Source organism: Bacillus seohaeanensis (assembly GCF_042684945.1).
GTDB classification, from domain to species: domain Bacteria; phylum Bacillota; class Bacilli; order Bacillales; family Bacillaceae_B; genus Rossellomorea; species Rossellomorea seohaeanensis.
Window position 1 is genome coordinate 742,224 of sequence record NZ_JBHUMF010000031.1, and the last position, 14,485, is coordinate 756,708.

Annotated in this window: 14 protein-coding genes; 2 read left to right on the forward strand and 12 right to left on the reverse strand. The window is 41.0% G+C overall.

The window, feature by feature from the left end; translation table 11 throughout:
- Positions 1-24: 24 nt before the first annotated feature.
- From ACFSUL_RS17000 to ACFSUL_RS17040, 9 genes are read right to left on the reverse strand one after another with little or no spacing between them, the layout of a single operon-like run.
- Complete coding sequence (locus ACFSUL_RS17000) at positions 25-1,551, reverse strand: AbgT family transporter (RefSeq protein ID WP_377937097.1); 1,527 nt, start codon at positions 1,549-1,551, stop codon at positions 25-27.
- A gap of 16 nt (positions 1,552-1,567) precedes the next feature.
- On the reverse strand, positions 1,568-2,965 hold the full coding sequence (locus ACFSUL_RS17005; protein WP_377937098.1) for a M20/M25/M40 family metallo-hydrolase: 1,398 nt from the start codon (positions 2,963-2,965) through the stop codon (positions 1,568-1,570).
- A gap of 39 nt (positions 2,966-3,004) precedes the next feature.
- Entirely contained in the window at positions 3,005-3,634 is a 630-nt protein-coding gene (locus tag ACFSUL_RS17010; RefSeq protein ID WP_377937099.1) for a malonate decarboxylase holo-ACP synthase, read from the reverse strand.
- Positions 3,625-5,310 (reverse strand): biotin-independent malonate decarboxylase subunit beta, encoded by a 1,686-nt coding sequence (gene mdcD, locus ACFSUL_RS17015; protein WP_377937100.1) that lies wholly within the window; start codon positions 5,308-5,310, stop codon positions 3,625-3,627. The genes ACFSUL_RS17010 and mdcD overlap by 10 nt, the downstream gene beginning before the upstream one ends.
- A complete protein-coding gene (locus tag ACFSUL_RS17020; protein ID WP_377937101.1) occupies positions 5,288-5,599 on the reverse strand; it encodes a malonate decarboxylase subunit delta in 312 nt (103 codons plus the stop codon). Before ACFSUL_RS17020 ends, mdcD begins: the two co-directional genes overlap by 23 nt.
- A gap of 1 nt (position 5,600) precedes the next feature.
- Positions 5,601-6,473 (reverse strand): triphosphoribosyl-dephospho-CoA synthase, encoded by an 873-nt coding sequence (locus ACFSUL_RS17025; RefSeq protein ID WP_377937102.1) that lies wholly within the window; start codon positions 6,471-6,473, stop codon positions 5,601-5,603.
- A 15-nt stretch (positions 6,474-6,488) separates the two neighbouring features.
- Entirely contained in the window at positions 6,489-8,147 is a 1,659-nt protein-coding gene (mdcA, locus tag ACFSUL_RS17030; RefSeq protein ID WP_377937103.1) for a malonate decarboxylase subunit alpha, read from the reverse strand.
- Between the two features lie 17 nt (positions 8,148-8,164).
- A complete protein-coding gene (locus tag ACFSUL_RS17035; protein WP_377937104.1) occupies positions 8,165-9,094 on the reverse strand; it encodes an ACP S-malonyltransferase in 930 nt (309 codons plus the stop codon).
- Between the two features lie 27 nt (positions 9,095-9,121).
- Complete coding sequence (locus ACFSUL_RS17040; RefSeq protein ID WP_377937105.1) at positions 9,122-9,769, reverse strand: GntR family transcriptional regulator; 648 nt, start codon at positions 9,767-9,769, stop codon at positions 9,122-9,124.
- A 244-nt stretch (positions 9,770-10,013) separates the two neighbouring features.
- Here ACFSUL_RS17040 and madL point away from each other — a divergent pair, with 244 nt between their 5' ends.
- Together madL and madM are read left to right on the forward strand one after the other, a co-directional pair.
- The gene (madL, locus tag ACFSUL_RS17045; protein ID WP_377937106.1) at positions 10,014-10,442 is read left to right on the forward strand and encodes a malonate transporter subunit MadL; all 429 of its coding nucleotides are present in this window, start codon (positions 10,014-10,016) and stop codon (positions 10,440-10,442) included.
- Complete coding sequence (madM, locus tag ACFSUL_RS17050) at positions 10,423-11,187, forward strand: malonate transporter subunit MadM (RefSeq protein ID WP_377937107.1); 765 nt, start codon at positions 10,423-10,425, stop codon at positions 11,185-11,187. The genes madL and madM overlap by 20 nt, the downstream gene beginning before the upstream one ends.
- 277 nt (positions 11,188-11,464) lie before the next feature.
- Here the strand turns inward: madM and ACFSUL_RS17055 are convergent, their stop codons facing one another.
- The 3 genes from ACFSUL_RS17055 to ACFSUL_RS17065 all read right to left on the reverse strand — a co-directional run bounded on the left by ACFSUL_RS17055 (position 11,465) and on the right by ACFSUL_RS17065 (position 14,462).
- Positions 11,465-12,820 (reverse strand): MFS transporter, encoded by a 1,356-nt coding sequence (locus ACFSUL_RS17055; RefSeq protein ID WP_377937108.1) that lies wholly within the window; start codon positions 12,818-12,820, stop codon positions 11,465-11,467.
- An 83-nt stretch (positions 12,821-12,903) separates the two neighbouring features.
- Positions 12,904-13,200, reverse strand: a complete 297-nt coding sequence (locus ACFSUL_RS17060) for a Dabb family protein (RefSeq protein WP_377937109.1) — start codon at positions 13,198-13,200, stop codon at positions 12,904-12,906.
- Between the two features lie 11 nt (positions 13,201-13,211).
- On the reverse strand, positions 13,212-14,462 hold the full coding sequence (locus ACFSUL_RS17065) for a flavin-dependent oxidoreductase (RefSeq protein ID WP_377937110.1): 1,251 nt from the start codon (positions 14,460-14,462) through the stop codon (positions 13,212-13,214).
- Between the last annotated feature and the right edge of the window lie 23 nt (positions 14,463-14,485).

Consider the following 14,485-nt stretch of genomic DNA (forward strand, 5'->3'; position numbering starts at 1 on the left):
TAAGCTTGTTCGGGTATAGATTACTTATTTTCCTTCTAAATACATAGGAACTCCGGGTCCTACAGGAATATCCAAAAGAGCAAACGCCGCAAACATAATAATCCAAGCTATAAAAAATGCGATGGTATAAGGTAAGAGCAAAGCAATATGAGTTCCTAATCCAGCTTTCTTATCATATTTCATTAAGAAACCTAACATTACTGCTACAAATGGCTGCATTGGTGTAATCATATTCGTAACGGAATCACCAATCCGGTAGGCGACCTGAATAAATGCTGGATGAAAGTCTAATAACATATACATCGGGAGTACGACAGGACCTAAGATGGACCAAAGTCCTGACCCACTTGTAATAAACATACTAGAAATGGAAGTTACGACGACAAGCAATAATATAGCGGGTATCCCTTCCACATTCCCTGACTGAAGAAGTTCAGCTCCCTTAACAGCTGTAACGATTGTTAAGTTACTCCATTCTAGATAAGCAATAAATTGCGCAATAATAAATACTAATACAATGAATCCGGACATATCCTTTATTGCCTCTCCCATATAGGTAGCCATATCTTTAAAACTAGTTATTTTTTTAACCGTTAGCCCAAAGGTTACCCCTATAATAATGAAGAAAAGGACTAATAGAGTATTTAATACACTCAAAAACGAACCGGTTTCTCCTCCATTTAACGGTGAAGATGGAATAAAAAAGACACAAATAACGATAGCAGAATAGATAATTGCTGAAATTAGTGTATTTCGTAAAGCTTTGTTTATTAGGAGGGTTTCCGCCTCATCATAGTTTTCAATCTGCACTTCGACGTTTCCTTCGTATTTTCCCAACCGGGGTTCTACAATTTTTTCTGTAACAAAAACGCCAACTAATGTAAGTATTAGCACAGACGCACTCATAAAATACCAATTATCTACTGCATGTACGACCATATCGGGATAAACTGTCTGAACAATTTCAGTTGAGATCCCAGCTAGCATTACATCAAATACTCCAACAAACAAATTTGCAGTAAAACCACAACCGGTAGCCGCAATTCCTGCTGCTAACCCCGCCAGCGGATGCCTCCCAAACAGATGAAAGATCATTGCCGCTATTGGAGGAACAATAAGATAGGCGGAGTCAGCAGTAATGCTACCCATTATTCCAATAAACATGACTGCATAGGTTATCATCGATTTTGGCGCTTTCAATAGCGTCTTTTTAATAGTCGCTTCAAACAATCCAACCTTTTCGGCAATCCCAATTCCAAGAGCAAATACTAGTACTAATCCCAAAGGTTTAAATTCTACAAAATTAGTAATCATTGATGATAAGATATACTGTATTCCTTCAACAGAAATTAAGCTTCTTACTACGGTGTTTTCATTTGTACCCGGGTGGATTGCACTTGTTCCTAACATACTAAATAACCACGATGCAACAATTACAAAGATTGTAATATAAAGAAAGATCCCCACAGGGTGAGGAAGACGATTTCCTAGATATTCAATTCCGCTTAAAACATTTAAATTATTCTTTTTAAACGATCGGTTTGGCTCCATCATTAGGCACTTCTTTCTATACAGATTTCTCTTTGTTGAGATTATTTGTGGAAGATTGCGAAAACTCACCAAGAGCATGTATTACATGGTAGGTACATGTAATACCATTCAAAAAGTTTTCTATTTTAATGTTTTCATTAGGTGAATGATTTCTTTGATCAAAGTTTGCATAAGGCATAATAATTGAAGGCGTTTTTAAAATTTTGGTCCACACATAATCTGGAAGCGAGCCAGCTAAACTTGGCTGAATTAATGGCTCCTGCCCAAACGCCTTGTGAACAGCATTGGTGACACACCTAACTGTATCGAGACCTGCTTGCGTCCTTGATGGTATCATAGACCCTAAATAGTTTACTTTAATCTCAGGATCATGATTATGTATATGTTGACGTATCTTGTTGAAAACATCCATTGGATCTTGGTCAACCACGAGACGAGCATCTATTTTCACGGTGGCCTTTGAAGGAATAATCGTCTTTGTTCCTTCCCCTGCGTACCCACTTTGAATACCACATATATTAAACGTAGGCTCCATCGTTAGCTTCCGATAATAGTCTTCCCCTTCCATATTTAAAGATTTATAACCAATTTTCTCGCCGATATCCTTTGCATCAAACGGTAGTTTTTTAAGCAACTCCTTATCTTTTTCTGACATTTGCAATACATTATCGTAGAACCCTTTAATGAGGACCTTGCCATTTTTATCCCGCATCGTCTGTAATAAATCCACTAATTTCCAAACAGGATTAGGGAGGATATTTCCTGTATTTCCGGAATGGTTGTCCCAATCTGCCCCTTTTGCTATTAATTCAAAAGACAGCATACCTCTAGCACCTAATAATAGAAGTGGAGAGCCACTATTATGAGAAGAGCCATCCGCTGTATAAACAAGGTCTGCCTTTAACAGTTCCTTATTTTCTTCTACAAAGTTTGAAAGATTGACACTTCCTACCTCTTCTTCTCCTTCAAACACAAACTTTATGTTAATCGGTAAATCATCATGATGGTCTAGAAATGTTTTCAGTCCAAGAAGCTGTGCCATTAGTTGCCCTTTGTTGTCCCCTGCTCCTCTACAATAGATTCTTTCATCCCGTATGGTCGGTTCAAAAGGATCCGATTGCCAAGCCTCCAGAGGGTCAGGGGGCTGAACATCGTAGTGCCCATAGATTAATAACGTAAAACTATTTTCATCTTTTATCGTTTCTCCATAAACCACGGGGTGCCCATTTGTTTCTATTAATCGAGTCGTAATTCCGAGGTCTTTCATCAAATCCTTCAGCAATTCTGCACATTCGTGAATCCCGATATTTTGTGCACTAATGCTTTGTTGCCTTAAAAGGACAAATAATTGTTTTAAGTACTCGTTCTTTCGATTCCAAACGTAATTGTGAATGTGTTGTTTTTCTAAATTCATAGTAAATCCTTCTTCTCCTTCCATATTAAAAGCAGATAGTCAATTGTCGCTTTTATACAATATCCAAGGGTCCTCCATAAGTAGTGGACCACCCTGGGTTTTGACTAGTACAGGGTCTTCTTTTACCCTCGCATATTCGAGTAAATTTACGGCCCCAGCAGGTGTTTCCATTTGGACATCTATTCTTACTCCAACTTTTTGAAATTCATCGAGAAGGTGTTGAGCCAATTTTTTTTCTAAGCGGTGGGGAGTCCGAATAATTAAATCAATATCGCTTTCAGCTGTGACGGTTTCCGTTCCACTAGTTAGTTCAAATCCGACGCTTCCTGTTGGTCCCCAAATGAGGGAATGGACATTCATTATGTTGCTTGTCTGTTCAAGACAACGAAAAATTTCTTTAGAATGTTCATCCCACTTCGATTCCCGCACTAGCTGCTCAGGGGTAATTCGCCTTACAATACGGTCAACCGGTAGGAAAGCGGCAAAACGTTCATTTCGCTTCGAACCACGTACACCTACCGCCACAAGCCCTTCACTTGCCCGTGCACGCCGTACCACTACAAAAGGGGATTTTTCGATGGACCCCTCCCCCCATTCTGGCAATGGGGTATAACTGATTAAATCAGATACACTGTTTATTTCTAGCAAATCATGTGGTTTTAATTCCATTGCTCATTCAACTTTTCTCTTACCAAAATCGATGCTGCTCTACTAGACTGAGCCAGTGATGACTTTAGCCGTACGCTTAAATCGGTTTCACTTTCCATCGATACATCTTCAATGGCACGTTCTAACTCTTTATAAATAACACCACGTTCCTTTTCCCCCGGAGTGTCAGCTTCTACCCCATCTACTAAAGAGAATAGTGCACCTAGCTTTTCGAATGATTTAATATCATATGCCATTGCCGGAACTTTTTCCGTAGCAGCTTCTAACTCCTCAAGACTTCTCTGTGTGATCCGAGCCGCCGATTGCTTCGACATAACATGTACATTCACCCCATCATCATCGAGTGCGATAAGACGATTCGCCTGCATCCCATGGGACAAAAACGCTCCAGATATTGCATTTCCTGGTATAAAGGAAATGACTGGATGACCACTTAATCTTGCAGAAGCATAAGCATCAACCGCTGCAGAGCAAGCTTGATGAATGCCAAGCAGTTCCTCGCGATAGCCATATGCCTGACTCGGCACGTCAACAATAGCGACAATCGCACGTTTTTCGCTATTTTGATCCTCTTTAATCGCTTCCCGAATGTGTTTTGCGATGGACCATCCTTCTAGCAGACCAACCTCTCCTTTTCTCGCACGCGGAAACCGGTTCTTAGCGTCTGGAACGACGGCAATAAACCGAACTTTCTTATCCCCAACCACTTTGTCAGTTACGCGAACAGACGGTACATCACCAATTTCGACAGCATCACCGCGTAGTAAATCGAACCATGCGTGTCCTCGACCAACCACTTTATCCCCTTCAAAAGCAACCGACTTCGTGTTCACTACTTTATTTTCAGAACGATCCCAAATATATCGTACTTCTTCAGCTGATAATTGCCGGTTAGGGTCGACTAAATGTAAAAATGCCTCATAACGTTCTATCCGCTCCGTTCTAGGTGTCGGAATAATGCCATTTTTTATAATAGAAGAAACTGCATCCTTGATTGCTTGTGTGTCATCCTCTATTAATACATCTGCAAAGCCTGATGCTATTCGTTGCTCGCCACCAATTGTTCCCCAAATAAGCTGCCTGTCTTTTGAATCGAATTCGCGAATGCCCGCTTCCTGTTCTATTACCTCCGGCCCGTTTAAGCCAAGACGGCCTCCTCGAGTCATAATGATTGCACTGCAAAGGCCCGCTGTAATCGACATCCCCCCGAATGCTCCAATTGTCCCCGGAATGACACCGATAACAGGAACGTAACGACGAAGTGCTACAATGGCAGAACTAATTTCTGCAATAGAAAGTAAACCATAATTTGCTTCTTGTAGTCTCACGCCTCCTGTATCAAACATCAGCACAGGGATCCTTCTTATACCCGCCTCACAATCTTTTAGTGTTCTTTCTAGTACTCCAGCAATTTTAGCACCAGATACTTCACCGATTCCGCCGCCTTGAAAATTTCCCTCAAGCGAAATGACAACAGCCGGCTGTTCATTTATCGTTCCTTTGGCGATAATAACCCCATCATCACTTTGCGGTACGATTCCTTGTGGTTCTAAATGGGGAGACTCCACATTATCCCGTGGCCCAAGCAATTCTTTAAAAGTACCATCATCCAAAATCCCTTGAGCACGCTCGCGTCCATTACACTCTACGAAGCTAGCATTTAATGTTTTGATCATCACAGCTCACCTCCAACGCTTGTTCAAGACGAAGTTTCACTACACCTGGTGTAGCTCCGAAGTCATTAATTTTTACCGCTGCAGCAATATCATGTTGACTGAAAAACCGCCCGATAACGGATTCCCAAGTTTTTTTATAACCACTTATTCCTGTTCGAATGATTACTTCCGTTTGAAAATTACTAGATGGCTCCATCGTAATTTCCAAATCTCCCGATCCGACAACCCCCACATGTGCAAATTGATCAATTTTTTTCGTTGCAGGAAACGTGTAGGTCATTCTCTCCAAATCAAACACCCCCGTTTAACTTACTATATTCATAATCATTTCGTACCTCATCTACAGGACGCTCGGCTTGAGTTCTATCCAAAAATAACGTAGCAGCGAGTAGATCAGCACTACCACCTGGAGAAATGTTTCGTCTAGAAAAGTCTTCATTAAGTACGTGTAGACAATCAAGATTCCCAAATTCTAAAAAGGTAGTTGTTTGCTTTTTGGCATAGGACAATGCTTTTGAACCACCACGGTGTAAAATACATGTATCATCTAGATGGGCGATTAGGGAAAGAAGTGCATTTAGCCTCGCTTTTTCTTCTGTCAAGCCACTCGCTCTCGAACGATAGAGCATTGGTAGAGCATATTGGGTAATATGCGGAAATCCCTGCTGTGCTTCCGCTTTTGCCCCTCCTACACCATACCTTTTCCTTACATTTCCGCCGTTTGTACTACTATCCGGGCAATAACGGTCAGAAAATCGAGCAATTTCGCCGGCTATTGCTACTGTTTCATCTATAGAATACATTCCCTTACCGATGGAAGCAGCGGATACGAGCAGCCCCATTGCCCAAATTGCTCCTTTATGAGTATTCACTCCGTTCGTCGCCTCAAACATTTTTTTCTCCCCAGCCCTACCTATTGCTGCAATTTCTTCTCTTAAAGATTGCGAAGGATTGCGTCCGTAGCTGACGTATGCTATTTGTTCAAATGTTTCTGCTAGAGATTCCGCCGAACTTCTCATCAATTCAATTGTTAAATCTTGATGTGCCCCCGTGTTAACCCTATCAACAAGACCTGGCTTTGGTGTGAGCTCCACTTCTTCTATTAATGAATTGACGGCTACTTTAGAGAGTATAAAACTAAATAATTCCTTTTCACTTTTCATTTCGCGCCTCCCTCTTTACCAGCTTCTGAATTTTCCAGGTGGTTCATATAACCCATCCGACCATTCTACAATTTCCTCTACATTCTTCGCAGCTAGCAATGACCGCTTGGCCTCTGTCCTACGAATCTCTAAATCTTCCGGAAGTGCAATCAGACCTTCACGTCGCAATTCATCTGTCTTTTTTGACTTGTGTCCCAATCCGACTGGTGTAACTCCAGCTATTGCTGTGATTGCTTCCCTTCGTTTTTCGATGCTATCAGCCTTATATAGATAGGCAATTCCCTCTTCTGTGACTATATGTGTGACGTCATCCCCGTAAATCATCACTGGTGCTGTAGCAAGTCCAGTGTCCTTTTTCACATCGATTGCATCAAGGGATTCAACAAAAACAGGCTTATTTCCAGCTTGAAATGTCTCTACCACTTGCACGACTAATTTCTTTCCACGAGCTAACGGATCTTCTGAAGTCATCATATTTAACCAGGCTGGCGTTGAGTGGCGACGTCCACCGGGATTATGTCCCATATTAGGTGCTCCACCATAACCAGCCAGTCTGCCACGAGTTACGGTAGAGGAATTTCCCTCCTGATCGATTTGTAATGTCGAACCGATAAACAAATCAACGGCATACTGTCCTGCCATTTGGGAAAGAGTTCGATTCGATCGCAAACTACCATCACGACCGGTGAAAAATACATCACGGCGAGCCGCTACATATTTTTCCATGCCTACTTCTCCTCCGAAGCAATGAATACTTTCGACCCAACCACTCTCTATCGCTGGAATTAGCGTCGGATGCGGATTTAGTGCCCAATTTTTACAAATCTTTCCCTTTAGTCCTAGTGATTGTGCATATGTTGGTAGCAGTAATTCAATTGCAGCCGTATTATACCCAATTCCATGATTCAACGATTGTACTTGATGCTTCTCATAAATACCTCGAATGACCATCATCGCCTGTAGAATTTGAATATCTGTAATGTGACGAGGATCACGAGTAAATAATGGTTCAAGCTCATACGGTTTGTCGGCAACGACAATATAGTCAACCCATGATCCCGGAATATCTACACGCGGAAGCTCATCCACTATTTCATTCACCTGGACAATAACAATGCCATCCCGAAATGCTGCAGCTTCCACAAGTGTCGGTGTTTCTTCCGTGTTTGGACCTGTATATAAATTTCCATACCTATCTGCTTTATCCGCAGCAACCAATGCGACAGATGGAATCAAGTCAATGAAAAGACGTCCATACAATTCAATGTATGTATGAATTTCTCCCATTTTCAACTGCTTGTCTTCAACCATTTGTGCTATTCTGAGACTCTGTGGACCGGCATAAGCAAAATCCACTTTATTTGCAATCCCTCGCTCGAATAGATCCATATGTTCTGGTCTTGAAATACTAGAAATAATCATATGCAAATCAAACAAGTTATTGGGATTGGTTAGAGCAAGTGCCTCTGATAAAAACGAAGCTTGCTTTTGATTGTTTCCTTCTAGGACAACGCGATCTCCTGGTTGGATTAACTTTTCCATTACTTCCACAATATGCTCGGTCGGGATTACCATCCCGCCCACAATGCCTTTAACACTATCCATCCTCTTCTTTTTCGCATCGAGTCTTGTCGTCCATGACCTTTTTTTTACTCCCTGTTTTATCGCTTCCACCACTCATTCCCCTTTCCTCATTTACTTCGTTCACGTTTTGCAACAAACTGACAATCATCAAATCCATTGTCAGCTACAGAAAAAACTCTCGCTTCTGGAAATGCCCTAGCTGCTAAGCGTGATAGAACTGTTCCAGGAGGCATTTCTATAAATAATCTTGCTCCTTTTTCATATAAAACGGTAGATGCATCATGCCATTGAACGGCAGAAGAAATACTTTCCGCAAGATCCTGTCGAATGTCGACCGGTTCGTACAAAAGACGTGCCTTTCGATTCCCCACATATGGAATAGCAGGTCGTTGAAAAGAAATAGTATGAAGTGCTTCCATTAAAGCATCAGAAACAGATGTCAGAAGCGGACAATGGGACGGCGTGCTGACATTTAGCATTGAGGCACAACGGGCACCATTCTCACGTGCATCATCTAGTACCTTTTGAATTCCAGGAAAAGCACCCGAGAGTGTTAGTTGATCAAGTGCATTTTGATTTGCCATAAACACAGGATATTTTTCATCGAAATGGTTTGCAACTAAGGACTGCAATTTATCGGCGTCCATCCCAAGTACAACACCCATTCCATATCCTTCTGGATAAGCCTGTTCCATTAACTCGCCGCGTAGTTTGACGATGTTCACCGCATCCTCAAATTCAATGGTACCGGCTGCTACCGCGGCGCTAAATGCTCCGACGGAATGACCAGCAACAAAGTCTGGTGTCACTCCCACTTCCTCAAATGCTTTAAAAGTAGCCACCCCCGCAGTCAAAAGAGAAAGCTGCACCGCTTTGGTTGAAGTAAGTGCTTCTTTTGAATGATAATGGAATATGCTCTCATTCAATGTTTCTGTTGCTTTTGCCAACACGTTTTCAACTGCAGTACATGCTGGCAACTCATGTAAAAGTCCTGGTTTCTGAGAACCTTGCCCTGGAAACAGAAAAGCAAGCTTCAAAATATTCACCCCCTAATATTTAATCCACTAGGAACAAAGCATTTTTTGGATGCTTGAGATCACATCTTTATTATGTTTAGTTAAAACTGATGAGAACTCCGTCATGTTTTCTTCTTCCAGTAATTTGATTATCATTTCATGCTCTATAATGGATTTTTTTATGTTCCCTTCATTCGCAAAGGAAACACTTTGAATTCTTAACAATGGCCAGCCAAGGCGGGAGTACATATTTTTAATCGTTTCACTTTTACTCATCTTTATAATGCACATATGAAAAGAGTGATTCAATTGAGTATAAGAATAAACATCTTCAACCTTTTTCATTTGTTCAATAAGTTGCTTCATCTCTTTTAACAAGCTTTGATCTGTGCCGTACTTCTTAATTCGTTCCATCCCCATATTTTCAAGCATATTTCGTATTTCAAGGAGATCGTATATTTCATTTTCGGTATATCTCTTTACAACGGCTCCCTTTCTTGGGATTCTTTCAACTAGTCCTTCAATAGCAAGTAAATAAATCGCTTCACGAACCGGGGCTCTGCTCGTGCCGTACTCTTCTGCATAGATGTGTTCCACTAACTTTTCACCTGGTTTCAGTTCACCAGTAATAATTTGTTCTGTGATATGTTTTGCGATTGAATTAGATAATGCGTTATTTTTAAAGTTTGCCTTCATGTTGTGGCCCCTCCTTAAAATTAAAATAGTCGACTGTCGATTCTTATTATACAAATAAACCTGTAACTATTCAATATTTTTAGAAAATTGTAAATAGTATTTACTTTTTCCGTTTTTGCCTTTATGATAAATTTTAGAATACAGTCGACTGTATATTTTTATTTTTGTAAACGCTTACTAAGAATCTACTTCCTTTTCATCATGACCACACTCTTTATTAATAAAAAAACAGTGAGGTGTAAGAATGGTTATTTTCGGTGTAGCGTTACTAGCAATTTGTATGCTTTGTGGAATTTTCTTAGGTGAAATACTAGGTCTCTCCCTTGATATTGAAGCAAATGTAGGTGGGGTTGGTCTCGCAATGCTAATGCTCGTTTTAATCGTTGATCATCTGAAAAAGCGAGGTAAACTTAGTCAACCTGCCCAGGATGGTCTCGGTTTTTGGGGAGCTATGTACATTCCAATCGTCATTGCGATGTCTGCAAATCAAAATGTTGCTGGTGCACTCGACGGCGGACCGCTTGCAATTGTAGCTGGTATTGCCGCTGTCTCTATTAGTTGGATGATTGTCCCTATTTTAAGCAGAGGTGGACCAAAAACAGTAGATGCTTCAGCAGGGAGTGAAAATACTTCATTGGGAGGAGGGAGTAACAATGCTCGAAACATTAAGTAACGTTTTTACAGATAATCCACTCATTGTCTCCTTCGCAGTCATTGGCATTACGATGTACATTTCCTATGCTATTTCCGCTAAATTAACAAGAGGAAGAATCCATGGATCAGCTATTGCTATTATTCTCGGATTGGTACTGGCATATATAGGTGGTGTATTGACAGGCGGTGAAAAAGGGCTGTCAGACATTAGCATCTTTGCCGGAATTGGTTTAATGGGGGGCGGAATGCTTCGCGATTTTGCGATTATCGCAACCGCGTTTGGTGCCAGCTTCACAGAAATTAAAAAAGCCGGAATTAGTGGCGTTTCCTCTCTGTTCATAGGTGTCATATTATCTTTTATTGTTGGTGTTGCCATTGCACTTGCCTTCGGTTATACAGATGCAGTCAGTCTTACAACGATAGGTGCTGGAACAGCGACTTATATTGTTGGTCCGGTAACTGGTGCTGCGATTGGAGCGAGTTCTGAAGTGATAACAATCAGTATTGCAGCCGGTCTAATAAAATCGATTTTAACCATGGTTGGTACACCGTTTATTGCCAAGTACATTGGTTTAGATAATCCGCGCACAGCAATGGTTTACGGCGGAATGATGGGAACGACAAGTGGTGTTGCTGGTGGGCTTGCTGCAACAGATCCGAAACTAGTGCCTTATGGTGCAGTCACTGCTACATTTTATACAGGCCTCGGCTGCCTAATGGCTCCATCTATACTTTTTTTAATGACAAAAGCTATTTTTGGATAAGGAAGGGGACTGTCCTAGGTCATGATTTACTGACTATGGCACAGTCCTCTCTTATTCTTTATTAATACTTTACCTTTTCACCTACCAACAGAAAAAGTCCTTAAATTAACTTACATATTTTAGGTTGAGTTTTTCAGTGGTCTCGGACAGGTTCCTTGTCCCACTCCAAGCTCACAAATGCTATATGTTTAAGATACCCTCCGTCCAATTACTTTCTAGCGTGAAACATTTCTACGAAACAAGATTTTTGTGGCGGTTCCTGGTACGGAACTACCACTTATACCACCTTTCTCTTATTTATGCCAATCTCGGTCCCTCCACTTTCTATGCTGTAGTGAGCATGCTTTTCTTGGACAAAAAATACTGCGATTCCTCCAATAACAGCAGCCATGGCGATAGCAGTAAAATTCATCTCGGCCGATAAATTCATCGTTAATAAGACTCCAACGAACGTCGGGGCGAAAGTTCCACCAATTCTTCCAAATGCCATTGCTGCTCCGACTCCAGTTGAACGCATAGATGGCGGGTAATATTGAGAGACAAGCGCATTACTAATATTTTGAACACCAACAGATGCAGCACCAATTATTCCGATCAATAAAAATGCTAGTAAACTATTTTTAGTTAGACCAATACAAGATAGCGCGATGGCACCTGAAATATATAATGGAATCATGACTTTTTTAAATCCCCATTTATCCGTTAATCGCCCAAAAACAATCGTTCCAAGGATTGCCCCAACATTCATAATCGCCACAAAGACCAAACTTGAGCCTAGGCTATAGCCAGCCTCAAGCATTAATTTTGGTAGCCATGTATTCAGCGCGTAGATTAAGACAAAGCAACAGAAACAAGATATCCAGAACATAATCGTACTAAGAGAACGTTTCTTTTCAAATAATTTGACTAGAGGAGAACCTTTCTCCTTTACCACATTTCTTTCAAATTTGGTTTTACTATCAAGGTTTAGCTTAGGATCTACTCTATTAAGAGTTTTCCTCAACTCTTCTTCTTTTCCTTTCTCTAAAAGAAAATTTACGGATTCCGGAATGTTTCTCGCTAGAAATGGAATCAATAATAACGGTAAACCGGCAATCCAGAAAATTGGCTTCCACCCCATAACAGGCAAAATAGATTTACTGAGAAGTGCTGCAGCAATGGCACCGATTGAATAACCACAAAAAACGAAGGAAACCATCGCAGCTCTGATTTTTTTTGGAGCATATTCGGTCGATAATGCAATGACATTTGGCATGACTCCGCCAAGTCCTAGTCCTGCAATAACTCGTAATACAGTAAATACTATCGGACCTGTTGCGAATGCAGAAAGAAAGGTGAAAAGACTAAACATCACAATACAAGCTAATATAACTTTTTTCCGACCAATTTTATCTGCCATAAGGCCAAAAATAACAGCACCCAAAGCCGTTCCAGCAGCCGTATAGCTACCTATCGCCCCTACTGTAACAGAAGATATAGCCCATTCATCCATTAAAGAAGGCACAACGGATCCGTAAATGACAACATCATACCCATCCATAAGAATAATAAAGAAACACCAGAAAATGAGTGAAAGATGAAAGAGACGAAACCGACTATTATCAATCGCTTGACCTATATGGAATGTATTCATTTAGACTCCCCCCTTAAAAACATGATACACAAATACTTAAACGCTAAAACGCGTTTAAGCACTAAAGTTTTATAGTAAAAAAATTATTGGATTTCAAAATCAACAATAATGCTATCTTCTAATCCTATTTCCTTCAGAAAATTCACAATTTCTTGGTGTGCAGGATGTGGCCCGTAGTTTTCCAAAGATGTTTGATCCTTAAAGCGGACTGTTAATCCAACCTCATATCCTTGGCTTCTATTTGAAAAATTCATCCCCTGCTGAATATCAAGAATACCTGGAATAATATCCTTTAGTCGCAATGTCCTGCGAATTAATTCTTCCTTCTGTTCATTTGTTGTTTTCGATGAAAATTTAATTAAGACAATATGTTCAACCATAAGTAAACCTCCTACTTACTATTCAATGTTTCACGATCAAAACCGGCAATTTGTTTGTATTTGTTTGCGATATCCTCTAATTCCTGCTGCGTAATAACATCTTCTAAGTTTTCAAAGCCGTTAGGTGCCCGTTCTTCAACGATCTGCATCACGACTTCCGGTCCATTTTTCCGGTTTGTTAAAACGATATTGGCTGTCGCTTCCCGTCTTGCTTGTTCATAAACCTTCAAAGCAAGTTCAGGACTCGGTTGTTCTAAAATTGCTTGACTTAGTGCATCTGCATCGAGGATAGCCTGTGATGCTCCGTTTGATCCAATTGGGTACATTGGGTGTGCAGCATCTCCTAGTAAAGTCACGCGTCCAAACGTCCATTGCGGTAGCGGATCACGGTCAACCATCGGAAACTCATACACAGCATTTGTCTCCTCAATCAACTTTGGCACATTCAGCCAACCAAAATCCCATGCAGCAAATGAAGGTGCAAATTTTTCTTTTTCTATTTGACGGTTCCAATCCGCACGTGAAGGCATTTCATCACCAACAGTAAGCTCCGCAATCCAGTTCACTAAGGACCGTCCGTTTTTTGCTGTTTCAGGACAAACGGGGTACGCAACAAATTTTTGATCCTGGTAGCCAGCCATTATCATTGATTTTCCTGTTAAAAAAGGAGTTGCTTCCGTAATACCCCGCCATAAAATCCGCCCGCTAAACTTCGGAAGGCCTTCGTTTGGATAGTAGTGTTTACGGACAGCAGAATGGATGCCATCAGCTGCGATCATAATATCTGCACGATAAGAACCTAGACGCTCACCCGTTTTTCGATTTTCAAACTGAGCCTCCACCGTGTCACCGAGCATTTGAAATGATTTTAGATGATGACCTACCATCACTGCTTCCTCACCTAATTGTTCCTTAACGGCTTTTAATAGAAGCATTTGCAGACGACCTCGATGGATTGAATATTGTGGCCAACGATACCCGGCATTGATTCCCCTATCCTCCTGCCAAATCTTCTTACCGAATTTATTCACAAAAATAAGTTCTGCAGTAGGTAAGCCTGTTTTTTCAAGCTCTTCTTCCAAACCGAGTTCTGTCAGTACCTTTACAGCATGTGGCAAAAGATTGATTCCAACCCCAAGCGCTTTAATATTTTCTACACTTTCAAAGACTTGCACTGACACGCCAACGCGGTGAAGTTTAAGAGCAGTCACAAGCCCGCCAATTCCTCCACCGACGATCATTGCCGTTTTAATAGTTGACAAAGCAATCCCTCCTTGATGATAAA